The sequence below is a fragment of the Ilyomonas limi genome (assembly GCF_005233845.1).
GTDB lineage: Bacteria > Bacteroidota > Bacteroidia > Chitinophagales > Chitinophagaceae > Ilyomonas > Ilyomonas limi.
Map to the genome: position 1 here is coordinate 20,805 of NZ_SZQL01000012.1, position 18,526 is coordinate 39,330.

Annotated in this window: 10 protein-coding genes; 4 read left to right on the forward strand and 6 right to left on the reverse strand. The window is 40.5% G+C overall.

Going from position 1 to position 18,526, the window contains the following annotated elements; genetic code table 11:
- Positions 1-34: 34 nt before the first annotated feature.
- Positions 35-2,464, forward strand: coding sequence for a glycoside hydrolase family 127 protein (locus tag FC093_RS14715; protein ID WP_137262564.1), 2,430 nt, complete (start codon positions 35-37; stop codon positions 2,462-2,464).
- Positions 2,465-2,517: 53 nt separating this feature from the next.
- Positions 2,518-4,065: a glycoside hydrolase family 43 protein gene (locus FC093_RS14720; RefSeq protein WP_137262565.1), complete on the forward strand. Its 1,548-nt coding sequence runs from the start codon at positions 2,518-2,520 to the stop codon at positions 4,063-4,065.
- Positions 4,066-5,033: 968 nt separating this feature from the next.
- Here the strand turns inward: FC093_RS14720 and FC093_RS14725 are convergent.
- On the reverse strand, positions 5,034-6,128 hold the full coding sequence (locus FC093_RS14725; RefSeq protein WP_137262566.1) for a hypothetical protein: 1,095 nt from the start codon (positions 6,126-6,128) through the stop codon (positions 5,034-5,036).
- Between the two features lie 356 nt (positions 6,129-6,484).
- Here FC093_RS14725 and FC093_RS14730 point away from each other — a divergent pair, with 356 nt between their 5' ends.
- Positions 6,485-8,932 carry an ABC transporter permease gene (locus FC093_RS14730; protein WP_137262567.1) on the forward strand — a complete coding sequence of 816 codons (2,448 nt, stop codon included), beginning with the start codon at positions 6,485-6,487 and terminating at the stop codon, positions 8,930-8,932.
- A gap of 511 nt (positions 8,933-9,443) precedes the next feature.
- The gene (locus FC093_RS14735) at positions 9,444-11,705 is read left to right on the forward strand and encodes a S9 family peptidase (RefSeq protein ID WP_137262568.1); all 2,262 of its coding nucleotides are present in this window, start codon (positions 9,444-9,446) and stop codon (positions 11,703-11,705) included.
- Between the two features lie 412 nt (positions 11,706-12,117).
- Here the strand turns inward: FC093_RS14735 and FC093_RS14740 are convergent, their stop codons facing one another.
- The 5 genes from FC093_RS14740 to ade all read right to left on the reverse strand — a co-directional run bounded on the left by FC093_RS14740 (position 12,118) and on the right by ade (position 18,405).
- The gene (locus FC093_RS14740; protein ID WP_137262569.1) at positions 12,118-13,605 is read right to left on the reverse strand and encodes a baeRF7 domain-containing protein; all 1,488 of its coding nucleotides are present in this window, start codon (positions 13,603-13,605) and stop codon (positions 12,118-12,120) included.
- 238 nt (positions 13,606-13,843) lie between these two features.
- Positions 13,844-14,089, reverse strand: a complete 246-nt coding sequence (locus FC093_RS14745; protein WP_137262570.1) for a hypothetical protein — start codon at positions 14,087-14,089, stop codon at positions 13,844-13,846.
- Positions 14,090-14,261: 172 nt separating this feature from the next.
- Positions 14,262-14,675 carry a hypothetical protein gene (locus FC093_RS14750; RefSeq protein WP_137262571.1) on the reverse strand — a complete coding sequence of 138 codons (414 nt, stop codon included), beginning with the start codon at positions 14,673-14,675 and terminating at the stop codon, positions 14,262-14,264.
- Positions 14,676-14,817: 142 nt separating this feature from the next.
- The gene (locus FC093_RS14755; RefSeq protein ID WP_137262572.1) at positions 14,818-16,413 is read right to left on the reverse strand and encodes an ABC-F family ATP-binding cassette domain-containing protein; all 1,596 of its coding nucleotides are present in this window, start codon (positions 16,411-16,413) and stop codon (positions 14,818-14,820) included.
- A 348-nt stretch (positions 16,414-16,761) separates the two neighbouring features.
- Positions 16,762-18,405 (reverse strand): adenine deaminase, encoded by a 1,644-nt coding sequence (gene ade, locus FC093_RS14760; RefSeq protein WP_137262573.1) that lies wholly within the window; start codon positions 18,403-18,405, stop codon positions 16,762-16,764.
- Positions 18,406-18,526 lie beyond the last annotated feature (121 nt).

An 18,526-nucleotide genomic window follows, 5' to 3' on the forward strand; every position in this document is an offset into this window, starting at 1 on the left:
ATTATGTTGATGTATTAATAAGAAATGAATGCGAATGATAAAAAGAAAAATCATACTGGTACGACTTAGCTGCCTGCTGTTATCTGTAATTATTTTGAATAATGCCGTTGTTCATGCGCAGGAAAGATTGTACCACAATGAATTTCCATTAAGCGATGTTACGTTGCTGGATGGTCCTTTCAAACAGGCACGTGAACTCAATATAAAAACCTTATTGGAGTACAATGTAGATCGTTTGTTAGCGCCTTACCGCAAAGAAGCTGGCTTAACACCTAAAGATTCCAGCTACAAAAACTGGGAAGGTTTGGATGGGCATATCGGCGGACATTATTTATCTGCTTTGGCTATGAATAAGGCAGCTACCAACAATGCAGAAATTAAACAGCGCATGTTGTATATGATTTCCGAACTCAAAGCCTGCCAGGAAGCCAATACAAAAAATCATACTGACTGGGGGAAAGGATATGTCGGCGGCGTGCCCAATAGTGCAGTTATTTGGGCTACGTTAAAGAATGGAGATTTCAAAGCATTTCATGCGGCATGGGTGCCGTGGTATAATGTACATAAAATGTATGCCGGCTTGCGCGATGTATGGTTATACACCGGCAACGAAGAAGCAAAAAGTATCTTTTTAAAATTCTGCGATTGGGCAATCAACATCACTGCTAATTTAAGTGATAAGCAAATGCAGCTTATGCTGGATACCGAACAAGGTGGCATGAACGAAGTACTGGCAGATGCGTACCAGATAACCGGCGATCAAAAATATCTCACTGCTGCCAAACGGTTTTCGCACAGGATGTTATTAGAACCGATGTCGCAAAACATTGATAATCTGGATAACAAACATGCGAATACCCAAGTACCCAAAGCCATCGGTTTTGAACGCATTGGTGAACTTTCGCAGGATGAAAAATACAAAGATGCAGGTTCGTTTTTCTGGCAAACGGTTACTACCAACCGCAGCCTTGCATTTGGTGGCAACAGCCGCAGGGAATTTTTTCCCAGTGCTGCCGCTTGCACCGACTTTTTGAATGATGTGGAAGGTCCGGAATCCTGCAATTCGTACAACATGCTGAAGCTGACGGAGGATTTATTCAGAGAAAATCCTGCTGCCAAATACATGGATTTTTACGAGCGTACGGTGTACAATCATATCCTTTCCACCCAAAACCCCAAAACAGGTGGTTATGTGTATTTTACACCGGCTCGTCCGCGCAGTTACCGCGTGTACTCCGCACCTAACGAAGCCATGTGGTGTTGTGTTGGCAGTGGTATGGAAAATCATGGTAAATACAATGAACTTATTTACACTCACTCCAACGATTCCCTGTTTGTAAATCTTTTTATTGCTTCTGAACTGAACTGGAGAGATAAAGGAGTGAAAATTAAACAGGAAACTACTTTTCCTTATGAAGAACAAACAACACTTTCTATCGTGAAAGGTGCTGCCCCGTTCACTTTGCTCATTCGTTATCCTCATTGGGTAGCAGCTGGTACTTTAAAGATTTTAGTGAATGGCAAACCTGTGTCATACACGAATCATCCTTCTTCGTATGTAGCTGTTAAGCGCCCTTGGAAGAAAGGCGATGTGGTGCAGATTGATTTGCCCATGCACAATAGTATCGAGCATTTGCCGAATGTACCGCAGTACATCGCCATTATGCACGGACCAATATTATTGGCTGCAAAATCCGGCACCGAAGATTTGAAAGGGCTAATTGCAGACGACAGCCGCTGGGGACATATTCCCGGTGGCAAAAAATTGCCGTTGGATAAAGCTCCCATTTTTGTAGAAGATAGCTTATCAACTATTACGAACAATTTAGCGCCGGTAAAAAACCAGCCATTACACTTCACCATGCACGATGTGAAAATGGTTAACCAGATGGATGTTACCCTGCAACCATTCTACCAGATTCATGATGCCCGCTATATGATGTACTGGATGGCATTGAGCAACAATGAATATAAGTCGTACCTCGATTCTATTGCAGCAGATGAAAAAGAAAAGATGGCTTTGGAAAAACGGACGGTTGATTTTGTAGCGCCGGGAGAGCAGCAGCCGGAAGTAGATCATGCAATGCAAAGTGATCAATCAAGAAAAGGTTTTGCCCAGGATAAATCCTTCCGCGAAGCATTTAATGGCGGCTATTTTAGTTATGATATGACTACGAACGGAGAAACAAATTTAAGTTTAATGGTGCGCTATTGGGGTGCAGAGTGGGGCAGCCGGAAATTTGATATTTACATAGATGACCAGAAACTGGTAACAGAAGATAATACCGGCAAATGGAATCAGTCAAAGTTTTTTGATATTCAATACGCCATTCCTGATTCAATACTGAAAAGAAAGAATCATATCAGTATAAGATTTCAGTCATTGGAAGGCAGTGCTACTTCGCCTGTGTATTACATCCGGTTGCTTACGAAAGAGATAACCGATCAGTCAGCAGCGCGATGAGCCATATCTATCTAGCTTAAAAAGTGAATAACAGAACGTAATTCTTTTTAGACATGAGTAAAAACAGCAAATATTTTCTTTGTTTTTATATGCTGCTATTGTTGCACACGTTTGTGTCATCGGCACAAAACGTTCACGCAGATAATGGTAACGGTACCTATACTAATCCTTTGATTTCGGCAGATTTCCCCGACCCTGATGTCATCCGCGTTGGCGATACTTATTACATGGTTTCTACAACGATGTTTGTGTTTCCCGGCGTTACAATTTTAAAATCGCACGACCTTGTAAACTGGGAATATTGCAGCAATGCAGTGCCGCGTTTTGATTTTAGCAAATGTTATGATCTCGATGGATGTAATCGTTATGGTCACGGGCAATGGGCAACCAGTTTAAAATATCACAACGGTAAGTTTTACCTGTTATTCATTACCCTTGATGAAGGTGGTTTTATGTGTACGGCAGATAAAGCCGAAGGTCCGTGGAAAATTACGCATTTACCAAAGGGTTTTTACGATCCGGGTTTATTTTTTGATGATAACGGAAAAATTTATGTAGCGCAGGGCTATAGTAGGATTTCTATTACAGAAGTTGATTCCAACCTTCATGCTATTGGTCCTGATTCGCTGGTGTACACTGGCGATATTCGCAAAGGACTGGAAGGCACGCATGTATATAAAATTAACGGATATTATTATCTCTATTGTACCTATGGTGGCAGGGATGGTATGCAGGTAGCCTTACGCTCCAAAAACATCTACGGGCCCTACGAACAAAAGCTGCTTATTTACGATACCACACAAGGCATTAATTACGGCATACACCAGGGCGCCCTCATTCAAACCGGAACCGGCGAGTGGTGGACGATACTGTTTGTAGATAGCGGCCCTTTTGGTCGCTTTCCTTCCCTGCAACCCGTTACCTGGGTAGATGATTGGCCCATGATTGGCTTGAATGGAAAAGCAATTGTAACGTATAAAAAGCCAGGTGTTGGCAAAGCATATCCTGTTAAAGACCTTCCGACTTCCGATGAATTTAATGATACAAAACTAGGTATGCAATGGGGCTGGAATCACAATCCCGATTCTACGAAATGGTCACTCACGCAAAAGCGTGGAAGTCTGCGGCTGATGACGGTAAAACCCGCTGCTACGCTTCGCGATGCGCAAAACACATTAACGCAACGGCCTTTTGCGAAACACGATCAAACGGTGCCAACCATTGCCACAACTAAAATGGATGTGTCGCACATGAAAGATGGTGATGTAGCAGGGCTGGCTGTGTTTCAGGATCCGTACGCTTTTATCTGCGTGAAGCGTGAAAATGGTGCATCGTATCTGGCGATGGTAAACAATGGTGAAATGGTTGATTCGGTTGCCTTGCCATCAACAACAGTGTACTTGCGTACGATTGCTTCTAACTCATCGTCCGATGCCAGCTTTGAATATAGCTTAGACAACAAAACGTTTAAGCAGCTGGGCGATAAATTAATGATGAAGTTCAGCCTCAAAATGTTTACCGGTAATAAGTTTTGCCTGTTCAACTATCCGACTCAACAAACTGGAGGATATGTTGATTTTGACTGGTTCCGGGTTAATTAAACACCGATACAATTTGTGAACTATTACAACTACAACTCAATGATCTTTTGCTATGAAAATGCAACTGATTACTTTGCCAAAAAAGATGACGTTGGGGATGGGCTTTGCTTTACTTTTTGCCCTTTTTGCATTTCCTCTTCTTCCAATCATTAACAATAAACGATTCGGGCTATTTTGAAAAACCTGGGTGAATATGTTTGTCTTCTGCAGCCAGTATAATGGGATGTTTTTTAACGAAAAACAGCAGGTGTCGAACTGATTCATCATGGTATGAGAGCGGCAACCGGTGGCCGTAAGGTTGCAAAACACACTGGAGCAGTGGGATCTGATTCCTATATTGATTAACCGGAAAATTGATAAGGCAAACAACACCATTAAAGCAACCCTGCAAAGGAGTTTAATTTTACTTCCGGACTCGCGGTTTCTGCAAAAGATAAAGGTGTTGAAATCTGTATATATAACGTGAGTTCAGGGTATTTTGCGTGTAAAACAAGTTATTAGGTAAAATGATTGATTAAGTTTCAGTCTGAATTCAACAATCCTGATTTGATGCAGCAAAATCGCCTATCCAAATGGCTCATTTATAATTAGAACTAAGATCAACTATTGAAAATAAATAAACACCATGAGTTCGCGTTAGCTTATACAAAAAGTAAGTAAAGTAGCAACTATCTGTTCCCAAACGGAAAAGCAGTCATTTGGTACCGGGCGCGGCGAATTCCCAGTCTGGAAACGGATAGCAAAACAGGTAAAAGGAAATAAAAAGGATCAACGGTGACAAGATTAGTATTACAGTTGAAAGCTGATTTTCTATTTTTCTTTTAGTTAATTTATATTGATTGTTCGGAAGATTATGGTGCGGATTTCCATTTTTTAATTTATCCGGAAGCAAATGGTTAGTCCTGTTTAGATAAGCTACGGGTCTTTCAATATTGCGTAGAAGCAATAATTCGTATCAGGTTAGGCAATCACTTAAACTCCACAATACTGTATCCTGCCTGGTTGGGTTGCCGTACTGCATTGCCCATTTTAGTAACTACCCGGTCATCGTCCTCTATGATGATAACCCTGTTTTTGCTGATGGGTGCAACATCCTCACACTTATGGTGAAAGTCTATTGCCTTGCCTTGCACATCTCTTACAAGGTGCATCCTGTGCTGTTTCAACTCATCCAGTGTGGCTGTCCATAAGTAGCCGCCCAATTGATCGCCGTTTTCATAAGAGGTCAATATCAGAAAACGCTTATTAAAACGGTCGTATTCGATAGAGGAAATTGCAATAGTTTCATTGGATGGATTGATGGCAGAAATGGCAAAATCGGTAAGCAGGCTGATCTCACCTACTTCCACCACGCCGTTGCGGATGGTGTATGGAGAAGTAAGGATTTTTATTTTGTATGCAAAATCATCGTACTTCCTTCCTTCTTCTCTTACACCCCAGTACATGGTATTGCTGGTTACGGCCAGCCCTTCAATTTTAAAATAAGGCGCACCGTCGGGAAAACCGGCAGACGTTAACGCTTTGGATATTTTTTGCCGTAAGCTTACCGATGTGCTATCTGTTCCGTTGATGCTCAGTACTTTGGGGTGTGTTTCATCGCTGGTCCTCCAATATAAAATAGTATTGTAGCTATCCCAATCAGTACTGCCTTCTTTTACCCTGTCGAACCCGGTACTTAAAAAAATATAGTTACCATCGGGGGTTATAGCAAAATCTTCATACTTCTTTGCATATTTTATCACCGGATTTTCGGAATAAACGGGTGCCTGCAAGGTATCTATAAAGCCGTTCTGCAATGGTAAGTAAAACAGCGAGGTTCTTTTATCAGGCATGTCTTTATCATTGGCAAAAAGCAGCTTACTGCCATCATACACAATAGCAGAAGCCTCGCACCATAAGGGCTTTCCTTCAACGGAGAGATCTTTCTCAAAGCAGTTAATAAAACCCTCACCAACAATGGAAGCAGTGGGAGAGAGTGGCAGTGATACTTTTGGTCTTGCTGTTTTGCACTGGCAGAACAATAGTATAATAAGTACTACATACAGTAGCTTGGATGCTTGCATAAACTTATTTTATTCCGTTGCTCAAAAATAAGTGTTAATGGATTGATGTACGCATTAAATAAGGCGCGTCTGCTGTTTGCAAATTTGAGAACGGAATAATAAAATAGTTCCTTCATTTTCCGGTTGCCGGTACAAAATTCTGGTGTATATAGAAAACTATTTGTTACCACAATCCGGCAACCTGCTTACTGAATTATTTTGTATCGCTTATGTACAATAACTGTTCATTAACGAACGGTTTCGTATTCCTGTATTTTATTAAATCATTGACAATAAAGCAATCATAAACTGGCACGCTCCTGCATGCAGGATAATATGTTATAACAAACCTTCACTCCATTCTTACAACTGCGCGTATGATCAAAACATATTTCCGGCTTGCTTACCGGAGCCTTGCAAAAAATAAACTGTTCTCATTTATCAATGTTTTTGGACTGGCAATTGGACTGACCTGTTGCCTGCTTATTTCCATGTACATTTACCAGGAACTGAGCTACGATGCGCACCAGAAGCTGGGCGACCGTTTGTACCAGTTAGGAACCGAGAGCACGATAGAAGGTAAAGCAAGCCGTTATGGCCGCACACCAGCTACGATGGTGCCGGCAATGCAGCAGGAGTTTCCGGAAATTGAAAGCACTGCACGGCTTGTGAATTTGTTTCAGGACGATAAAACCTTGCTGCAATATCAAATAGGTAATGATGTAAAATCGTTTTACGAGACAAAAGGTTACTTAGCCGATTCCACTTTTTTTCGCTTGTTTACTTACAGCTTTAAAGAGGGTAACGCGGCAACTGCATTAAACGAGCCTAACTCGGTGGTTATTTCAGATGAGATAGCCCACAAAATATTTGGCAATGAGCCGGCATTAAACAAAACGCTGCATATTAACAGTAATACCAACGGCGAGTACGATTTTAAAGTAACAGGTGTATTTACACCTGCCAAAACACCGTCGCATATAGATGCCCGTTTTATCATGAGTATGAAAGGCGGTGATGTAGCACAGTGGGTAAGTGGCATGACCGACATGGTAAATAACAACATGTTTTTTTCTTACCTCCTGTTAAAGCCCGGCGCTGATGCTAAAAAGCTGGAGGCCAAATTTGCAGCGTTTATACAAAAACATGCCGGTGATGATTTAAAAGGTTCCGGCCGCAGCCGTAAGCAATACCTTACACCCGTAAGAGCTATTCATTTATATGCCAATGATGAAGGTAATGTAACGCCGGGCGGCAGCTTAAGTTATTTATACATACTCTTATCTATCGCTTTTGTTACACTGCTGATTGCCTGCGTTAATTTTATGAATCTTTCTACTGCACGCTCCTCTAAAAGAGCATTGGAGATTGGTGTACGCAAAGTGTTGGGCGCAGAGAAGAAGGCATTAATAAAGCAGTTCCTGTGCGAAGCAGTTTTATTGTCTTTATTAGCATTTATTATTGCTGTTGCAGGCAGTTTTCTTCTGCTGCCGCTGTTTGAGAATGTCTCGGGCAAAACGTTTGCTTTCTCCTTAAACCAATATGCCGGTTTGCTTGGTGGCTTCTTGCTTGTTACCATTGCAGCAGGCTTTATAGCAGGCTTGTATCCTGCTTTTTATTTATCTGCCTTCCGGCCGGTAACGGTGCTTAAAGGCAGGTTTTCCAATTCGCTGGCGGCTATTTCATTCCGTAAGGTGTTGGTTGTATTTCAGTTTGTTATTTCGGTGGCATTGATTGTTGCTTCTGCTTCTATCAACAACCAGATGAGGTTTTTGCGCAACCAGGATCTGGGCTTTATAAAAGACCAGCAGGTAATCATTCCGCTGCGTACCACCACAGCAAAAAATATCTATGCTTCCCTTAAAGATGAACTGGCCAATGCTGCTGCAGTTGATAAGGTAGGCGCTTCTATTTATTATCCCGGTATAACTAATACTACCGATTGGTTGCTGTATAAACAAGGCAGTACGGCTGCGCAAAACAAAGATGTGTTTATCAATTTTGTAGATGACAGTTATTTACAAACATTGGGTATTACGCCGATTGCCGGCAGGCTGTTTTCGAAGCAGTTTCCAGCCGATACCAATAACCGTATTATCTTAAATGAACAGGCGGTTAAAACATTTGGATTTGCTAATGCGAATGATGCAGTTGGTAAAAATATAGTGGGCGAATTTGGTGGTCAGCAAAACCTGTTTAATATAGTGGGTGTGGTAAAAGACTTTCATTTTAAAGACCTGCATACAGGCATAGAATCGTATGGTTTTTTTCTGAATAGCCGTCCGAGCTACGATTATCTGATAGCGCATGTGCAGGTTGGTAATATTAAAACGGCTTTAAGTAGCATGGCTGCCATTTGGAGTAAACTTAACCCGAATGAACCTTTTGAATATAGCTTTCTCGACCAGGATTTTGAAAGAAACTATGCAGCCGAAGACCGGTTGGCTGCCATTATCCGTTACTTTACCATTGTAGCCATTTTTATTTCGTGTTTGGGCTTGTTTGGGCTTACTACCTTTACCATAGAACAACGTACCAAAGAGATGGGCATCCGCAAAGTATTGGGGGCAAGTAATGTGGGTATAGTATCGTTGTTGTCGAAAGACTTTTTGAAGCTGGTATTTATTTCTTTCTTTATTGCATCGCCTGTTGCCTGGTATTTTATCAATCGCTGGCTGGAGGGCTTTGCCTATAGAGCACCTTTTACCATTTGGATTATTTTATCGGCCTGGGCTACTGCATTCCTGATTGCCTTTTTAACCATCAGCATACAGGCAATTAAAGTAGCCATCAGCAATCCGGTAAAGAATTTAAGAACGGAGTAGGGGCACGGAGAAGGTAAAAGGTTGTAGAAATAATAAACAGGATGTACATAATGAATTAAAGTGTGTTTCGGGAGTTTGAGAAATAATGTAAGTGGCAAGTAAAAGCTGTAACAGTAAGGAGCTTTTAAAAATATAAAGCTTTTGATAAGCAACAAAAATTCGTATAAAAAGGCAACGTCGATCTGGCGTTGCCTTTTTATGTAAGGAGTATTCCTAAATTTAAAGCAATTTATTTGTGCCTCAAAAGTTGCGTGTTATAAACATGCTCTTCCTTTGTAAACGTAATATCATAAACAGCTTTAATGAGATTAGCTGCGGGCACGTCTTTACAATCAGAGGCAGCATTAGCCATATTCCACAGTATGCTGCCTCTACAATATACAGCTCATAGGAGTAGTGAGACAACAGGAGATAATCCTTATTCCCAAGGTTTAATGGAAAGAAGCGATCGTTTGCTATAAAACACGACTTTTGATACTCCTGAACAAACTCAATTCTTAAAATTAAAGTTATGGTCAAATTACCGGCTTACAAAAAGTATGTGGTTGTATTGATACTGCTGCTGCCAATTGCTTCTTTTGCACAAAATAAAGCACGCTATAGCAATCTTAAAGACGCTATATTCTCTACGTATAAATTAATGGGCGCTGAAGGTCCGCAAAGTGTAAACTGGATTAATGGCGGTAACCAATATTCTTACATTGATTACAACGAAGCTAAACAGCAGGAAGAAATCCATATTTTTGATCCTGCTACATTAAATCATAAATTGCTTTTTGATAATAGTAGTTTGCAATTTCCTGGCACTGATTCTACTTTTAATTATGAGTCTTTTCAATGGTCGCACGATTCAAAACACCTGGTATTCAAAACCAATGTCCGCAAGATTTATCGCCGCTCCGGTATTGCCGATTATTATATCTATTCACTCACTGATAAAAGCCTGCAGCCTGTTGCAAAAGATGCCCGTACTGCCGAACTTTCTCCCGATGGTTCTATGGTAGGTATTGAGCGGGGTGGCAATATGTATGTGTACCATTTTGCTGCCAACAAAGAAACCCAACTTACCAATGATGCCACCGGCGAAGACGCCATATTTAACGGACATTACGATTGGGTGTATGAAGAAGAGTTTGGGCAGGCACAAGCCTGGAACTGGTCGCCGGATAGCAAGTACATTGCTTTCTGGCAGTTTGATGAAAGTAAAGTACCCGTTTTTAAAATGACGAATTACGAAGGCTTACATCCCGAAGAAATAAGCATTCCTATTCCGCAACCTGGTGATCCAAATCCTGCTGTAAAGATTGGTGTGATTGATGTAAAAACTGGTCAGAAAGTGTGGCTGACACCGGATGAAACCGGCGATTTCTATATTCCCCGGATATACTGGACTTCTGATCCTGATGTGCTGGCTATGATTACATTGAACCGCGCACAAAATGATATGAAATTATACTTCTTTAATGTAAAAACCGGCGAACATCATGTGGTGATGGAAGAAAAGAATAATACCTGGGTAGCCATCTTTAATTTTTATACCGATGTAAATGATATGATTTATTTCCCCGAAAAAACAAGAGAGTTCTTTTGGTTATCAGATCGTTCGGGCTATTATCATATTTACCGTTACAATTATAGCGGACAATTAATTAATCAGGTTACCAAAGGTGATTGGGATGTGATTAAAGTAAGCGGCATTGATCCTGCAGGTAAAAAAATATATTATCTCTCTGCTGAGGCGTCGCCCTTACAACAGCAGTTATACTCCATTGATTTTAGCGGCGCAAACGAAAAAAAGCTCACTACTGTGCCGGGCTACCATAAAATTGATATGAGTCCGAATACAAAGTATTATCTCAATACGTATAGCAATATTACTACTCCGGTACATGTTTCTTTACACAACAATATGGGCAAAGAACTGAAACTGCTTGTGGATAATCAGCAGGTAAGTAATTACCTCGATAATCATGCATATGCATATCCTCAGTTGATTCAATTCAAAACATCAGATGGTGTAATGCTGGATGCTTCTATTATAAAGCCTTATGATTTTGATTCTACCAAAAAATACCCTGTAGTTTTTACTGTTTACGGTGGTGTGGAATCGCATGATGTGTTTAACCAATTTGAAACCAGCGGCTGGAAACAATGGCTGGCGCAAAACGGATATATTGTTGTAGATGTGAACAATCGCGGTATGGCCAACTATGGCAGCGCATTTATGAAGATTGTATATAAGAAGTTGGGCAAATGGGAGAGCAATGATTTTGTTGAAACGGCACATTATCTTGCTACGCTTCCGTATGTAGATGCTTCCAAAATGGCGATTATGGGAACGAGCTACGGTGGCTATATTACTACTTATACCTTGCTTACACATCCTGGTGTTTTTAAGGTTGGTATTGCCAATTCTCCCGTTACCGACTGGCGCTTGTATGATGATATTTATACCGAACGATACATGGCGCCTTTGCAGGATAATGAAGAAGGATACATTAACAGTGCGGCTATTACTCACGCGGCCAATTTGCAGGATCATTTATTATTAATTCATTCTATGAGCGATGATAATGTGCATCCTGCCAATACCATGCAATTGCTTACTGCTTTAACCAATGCTGGTAAAGATGCTGAGTTGCGCATTTATCCGCCCGGTGCGCATGGCGCTGCTTATAACATGCAAAGTCATCTGCTGATTTATGAAGTGTATTATCGGTATCTGCAACGCTATTTGAAAGGCATTGAAAGCGGGAGTGAAGCGCAGGAGTAAAAGTGTTGAAAAAAACGCATGGTCAAAACCACAGTGTCCTTTGCAATGTGCTTGTATAGGAAATTTAATTCCAAAATCAAACTTTGCCTTTGTCACACTGAGGTACGAAGCACCTGTGATTTGTTATAAATCAAAGTTTAATTTAAGGAATGATCCGGGTACAATGTTCAGATGCTTCCTTCGGCAGCATAAAAGGCAAAGTTTGATTGCTGAATTTAATAACATACAGAAGGACACATAAACTTTCTAACTTCAATAATGGATACACAAGCGCTCGTAAAAAGGCACTTTTAGTAAACCTACATAAAAAATGCAGCGTGTTTAAACGCTGCATTTTGTCAAACGCACTGTTCCTTCTTCACTTTATTTCTTCCTCCTCTTCACCAAACCTGTATCCTTAAACAATAAAGTATTAATACCGCAAAATGGCTGCCATAGGTGCATCTGCCGGCATTTCATTTTTTTCCAGCAGATATACTTCGCCACCGTTTGCCAGTGTTTTTACTACTGCATTGTCTATCAGGTGTTCGCCGCCCTCATCGGGGGTATTGTGTAGTTGCAATTTGTTATTTACCTCATCAAAAGTGCCCCACAAATGTTCGCCTTTGGCAACAAACAAGTGCGATATCTGAGAATAATACGCCGCAGGTACAATATCTTCCACAATAGAAGTGGTTTTACTGGTAGCCGAATTATTCATGTACAGTTCAAATGCCCGTTTTTTATTTTGTTCAAAATAGGGCTTCATCACTTCCATGGCATCCTTGTAAAGCTCATGTTTATCTTGACGTTCGCGGTTGCCGGTTAGTGCGTCGGGCCACACATTGTGGTAGTCGCACGCTTTGCGGTACATAGGAATTTCGTATTCCACACCAGCAAGCAACAGCGGTGCATTTTCTTTATTTAAAAGCTGATCCCATAAAGCATCATCTACTGCTTCAAAATATACCAGCATACTGTCCTTAGGTTCCGGGTTGCCGCCGCCAACACCATGATAAACACCCTCCTGCGAATAACGTGGAGCTCTGGTGCCCGAGCTACCTGACCTAAAGGTAGTGGCATCAAGCCCCGACAGGCGTTTTACATCCTCCATATCCTGCGGCAGATTCACATCCTTTACTACTTCTATATCCCATGCATCTGCCCTGAAGAGTTTCGCACATTTCTTAGCAATCACCAGTATATAAAAATATTCATTGCGCGTCATCAGCGGTATAAGTGGGGTTACATAAAACGTGGGTTCTATGGTTATACCTTCCACTATAGGTGCTGCTGGCATTTTAATGTATTTAAAATAGCCCTCCGCAATAAAAACCGCCAAACCTGGTGTCAAATCCATCCAAAAATCAAAATTGCGCAGCAGCTCGTAGCCGGGTTTCAGCAGGCGCTCTACATGGCCCTGATCATGACCTTTATCGCCCAAACGGCGGGTAACTTCCTGCAACTGATTTTTAAAGTTGATAGGATCGAAACGGTTATTTACCTGCATACCGGAGTTGTGCGTATCGAGATATATGGAGATAGTACAATCGGCTTTATAATTTGCCAGTTCCGAAAAAATTTCTTTGGTAAGAATGCCTGGCAGTTCTTCCGGCACTACCTCTACGCGCTCTTCTGTAAAGGTTTCATTAACCGTTTTATCACTTGCCTGAGTGTTCATTTTTCCTTTAAAGTTTTCTTCACCTTTACTGGTATTGCGGTTGGGATGCCGTATCCGTACAGAGGGGTCCAGCTCATCAGGGCCCACTGTATATTTTTCCGTCATTTCGAGGTATTCATCCAACTTTTCGGGTGGTGTAGCCGCCACGCCCAGCCCTTCTGATTTATTTACGCCCGATGGCATTCCCTTTCCCGGATGGAATGTGCCATTATCATCTTTTCCCATTGTTTGTTTTGCCATATTCTTCCTTTTAAGTGATTAAAAATTGTTGAATATGCTCTTGCGGAGCATTGATATTATACTATATTTTGCAAAGATTTGAACATCGTAGCCGTAAGCTCTGTTTTTGATATTGCATTTACCTATATAATAAAAAAATTAACGATAGCTGTTTATTTACAAACCACTTAGTGTACATTATTGGTTTGTATCAAGCCTTTTTTATCTCTTCGTTTTTGCTGGTATTGCGGTTTGGATGCTACCGCTTGATTGAAGGCTGCAACTCATCGGCATTGGTTGTATATTTTCCCGTTGTTTCCAAATACTTATCCAGCTTTTCGGGCGGTGTAGAAGTAAAACCCAGCCCTTCGTCTTTGTTGATTCCCGATGGCTTTCCTTTACGAGGATGAAAGGTGCCATTTTGATCTTTGCCCATACCATATTTTATGTTATAAGGTACAATTAGCATACCAGCAAGGCGTGCCAAAAAGGATGTTGGCCGCATAGCAGGCTATAGTCTTGTTAAGTAGTTGGTAAAGTAAGATTTTGTAGCCGAGGAGCGCTGCTTTTTAAGAAAAGTGCTGCATTATGCACAAAGATTTGAGCGAAGAAGTAAAAATATATGTGGTGTTGAAAGTGAGTATAACTGAAGTGGTAACGGTATTTTTATGTTTCATTTATTGATTATGAGAATCGTTATGTTTTGCTATCAACCAGGTGAGAAAAAGAATGATTGTTGCTGCAAGCGCTGTAGTTGGTTGCATGTACGAAACGTAGCCAATAATAGAGACCTGGATAGCAAGCCAAAGTAGAACAATAATGCTGCAAATAAAAGCAGCTTTACCTGCCATATGGCTTCGCCTGAATACGGCAATTGAAGCAATAAGCGCTGAACCGCCAACAATCAGAAAGAGAAAAAGACCTGGTATAAAATAGTTGCGAAAGGGGCTACCTGCTAGCCATTCCAAAGGAATGTTCTTTGCACCTGACATGCCGTAGTACCCGCCTCCGAAAGCATTTAATGCTACAAAGCCAAGTAAGATGCCTAAGGTATAACGAGTAAGACTGTCTATAGGCTTTGATGTTTTCATTATTGTAATGTACTACATCTTTAATACTATTAACCAGCAGTTGCAAGTTGAATAATCTTTGAGGTAAAAGTGGGAATATGTATCAGGAGCAGAGATGATTTAAATCAGTCTCCAAGTGTACAATAAACTAAGGCAGGAAACATTAAAAAGAAGACAGTTCAATCGTTCGCACTACCTGTATCTGCTCCAAAAAATAATCATCGTGCGAAACTACTATGAGTGTTCCCTGGTACTCATTGATAGCGGCTGTTAATATCTCTATGTTTTGAAGATCTAAATTATTGGTTGGTTCGTCCAATACTATGATATCCGGCGACTGATTACTTATTGTAAGGCAACAAAGCATTAACCGCATTTTTTCGCCACCACTCAATGCACTGCAAGCCTTATCCCAATCTTCTTTTGTAAACAAAAAACGGCTGAGCCTGATTTTAATTTCGTGTTCCTGTAAGGCTGAAGTATTAAATCGTAGGGCTTGTTCATACACATTGAGTCTATCATCGATTAGTGAATAATCCTGATCTATATACACCGATGTACTATGTGCCCTGTAAACGGTTCCGGTAGTGGGTTCTAATTTTCCCAGCATTATTTTTATCAAAGTAGTTTTGCCCGAACCATTCAACCCTTTCAGGGCAACTCTTTCGCCGCTTACAATTTGTATGTTCAGGTTTTCATTCCAGAGTGATTGCAGGCTGTAGCTAAAATTGATGCCGGTAGCAGTGAATAATATTTTGCCTTTGTGCAATGCAGCATTATCAAAGCCAAACTTCATTTTATCTATCTCGGGCAGTTCTTTTCGCAGTGCTTGTAACTCCTGCGAAATGCCGCCTATCTTTTCTGCATGAACGCTTTTTATTTTGGATGTACTCTTCTCCGCGTTGTTTCTCAGTGTATTCAACATAATTGTTGGTGTTCCCGCTTTTTCCTGCTTTTTTCTTCCGCGCGCATCTAATTTTTGTTGCCGTTCTACTGTTTCGCGTTCTTTTTCTTTAGCTTTTCGCAAGGCTTTTTCTGTGCTTTTAATGTCTTCGTTCAATGCATTGTTTTCTATTTCCTTTTGCACTGCATAAAACTCATAATTGCCGCCATAAACCGTTATACCCCGCCTGCTTAACTCACAAATAGTATCTAAAAGATTTAATGATTTTCTGTCGTGGCTTACAATCATCAAAGTGCTGGACGTAGATTGAACAAAGCTGTATAATAATTGCCTTCCTGCTGTGTCTAAATGGTTACTTGGTTCATCCAGTAAAACAAACTGGTGTTGGTGAATGGAGATGCCGGCGAGGAAAACTTTCGTTTTTTGTCCGCCGCTTAGGGTTTCCATTTTTTGTGTCAAATCCAAACCTTCCAGATGCCAGTAATGTAGCGCTGCTGTACAACGTTCTTCAATAGTCCAATCGTCATCGAGTATAGCAAGGTTAGCTTCCGTCACGTTGCCGTTAAGGATTGCTTTTAGCGCGTTGATTTTGTCCTCAATGCGTAAAGCCTGTGCAATGGTAAGGTGATTATATTGACCAAAAATTTGTGGAACATAATAAGGCTTGGTTCCTATACTTAGCTGCCCGTCAGAAGGCTGTAATGCGCCTGCAATAATCTTCAGGAGGGTAGATTTTCCCACACCATTATTACCAATTAAAGCTAACTTTTCGTGATTATTGACTGTTAAATTGATGTTGCTGAACAACAACTCTTTATTCGGATGCAAATAAGCAATGTTTTGCAGAATAAGCATAATTTCTTTCTTTAAAGGTGAATAATGATAGTCAACTGCCGGACAGTGTACTATCTGTTTTATCCGAAAGAAATTACATTTTACATTGTACTATTTTTTAATTTGGGTTTACAAATATATAGAAAGGTCGTTTAATCCGGGCTTTATTCTGTGTAAGAGTTTATTTATAGGATATTTACACTAAAGAATACTATGATAGGTAAGTTTTAAAAATTGCAGTGCATTATCATAATATATTTCCTGCTAATATAAAAGGCTATGGAAAAGAGATCCTATAGAGCAAAAAACGAATTTTCAAACTGGTATAACATGCGGCATGCTTATTAAAAATAGATTATAAGAACAGCTTTATATAAAAGAAAAAGTGTCACCATCAAACAAACCTTTATCACTTAGTTTCAGATGCGGAATAACGAGTAGTGCCATAAAGCTCAGTGTCATAAATGGAGCCTGTAGAGGACTGCCTAATCTCTTTGCCATTGCAGTAATGGATGTATAATTTTCTGCTACTATATAGCCATCACTGGTGCTCATCAATCCGGCAACAGGTAAGGGTAATACCATTTGTTCATTGCCATCAACACAGCTAATACCACCTTTGTTTTTAATTATTATGTTGATGGCATGTAACAAATCTTCATCGCTTACACCAACAGCAATAATATTATGACTATCATGCGCAACAGAAGAGGCTATAGCACCCTTCCTCAGTCCAAAGTTTTTAATAAAACAGGTAGCTGCCGGCGCATCGCGATAGCGATTGACCACTGCCATTTTCAAAACATCAGTTTCGGTGTCGCTTATCAATAAATTATTTTCCGTCTTAGGCGATAGCCATCGTTTATTAGTGATCAATTCGCCATCCAATGCTTCTATTACAGGTATTAATCCATCGTTATTAATGTAATTGTTTGCATGCATTTGCAAGGCTGCTATATCAATAGGTTTGCAGCTGAAATTATTAATAACCTCAGAAGTAGTTGTAGTAATTAAACTCTTGCCTCCTTCAGCTACTTTTTGTCCATTGATATATGTAGCTGTTGCTTCGAAAACTTTTAAATTATTAACTATAATAAAATCTGCTTTATCCCCTTCGCGCAACAGACCAACATCTAACGCATAATGTACAACAGGATTGATGCAAGCTGCCTGCAATACTTTAAACACATCAATACCCTTTGCAACTGCTCTTGCACAAAGTATATTAATATGTCCCTGCACCAGGCTATCGGGATGCTTGTCATCGCTGCAAAACATAATGTTGTTGTAGTGTTCGTTCAACAGCGGTACTAATACTTCAAAATTACGGGCAGCACTGCCTTCGCGAATGATAATTTTCATGCCATATTGCAACTTATCTGTTGCTTCTTCAATAGTAAAACATTCATGGTCGGTGCTAATACCGGCATCAATATATTGCTTTGCCTGGTCGCCACGCAAGCCGGGTGCATGTCCATCTACCGGCTTGTTAAGTGCTTTGGCGGCCGCTATTTTTTGCATCACTTTTTCATCTTTGTGCAACACACCGGGGAAGTTCATCATTTCGCTGAGGTAATGTATTTCATTGCGTAGTAATAACGCTTTCACATCTTTACTATCAAGCAAAGCACCAGCAGTTTCGTACACCGTTGCAGGCACACAACTCGGCGCGCCAAAATAGAATTTGAAAGGGACTTTTTTCCCATCTTCAATCATATAATCTACACCAGCCATACCACATACATTGGCTATTTCATGCGGATCGCTTACTGTTGCTACTGTGCCATGCACTACTGCCAACCGCGCAAATTGTTGTGGCACCAGCATACTGCTTTCAATGTGCACATGACTATCTATAAAGCCAGGCAATAAATAAGGAAGCGTAGTTGCATCTGCATCTTTTGCTTCTGTTATGCTTTGTATACTATCATTTTCTACCGTAAGATGTACCGGGTAAATTTGTTGTTGAAAGATGTTTACGAAATTAGCGGTTATGGTAAATGATGCTGGCATATAAAAATGTTCTGTTGAATAAATATTCGGGTGCAAACTACAGTATAAATATTTTTCTGTAGAAATTAGTAACCTGAAAAGCACACTTCGAAAGTGCTAAGGTGCAAAGTGTTGCAGAAAA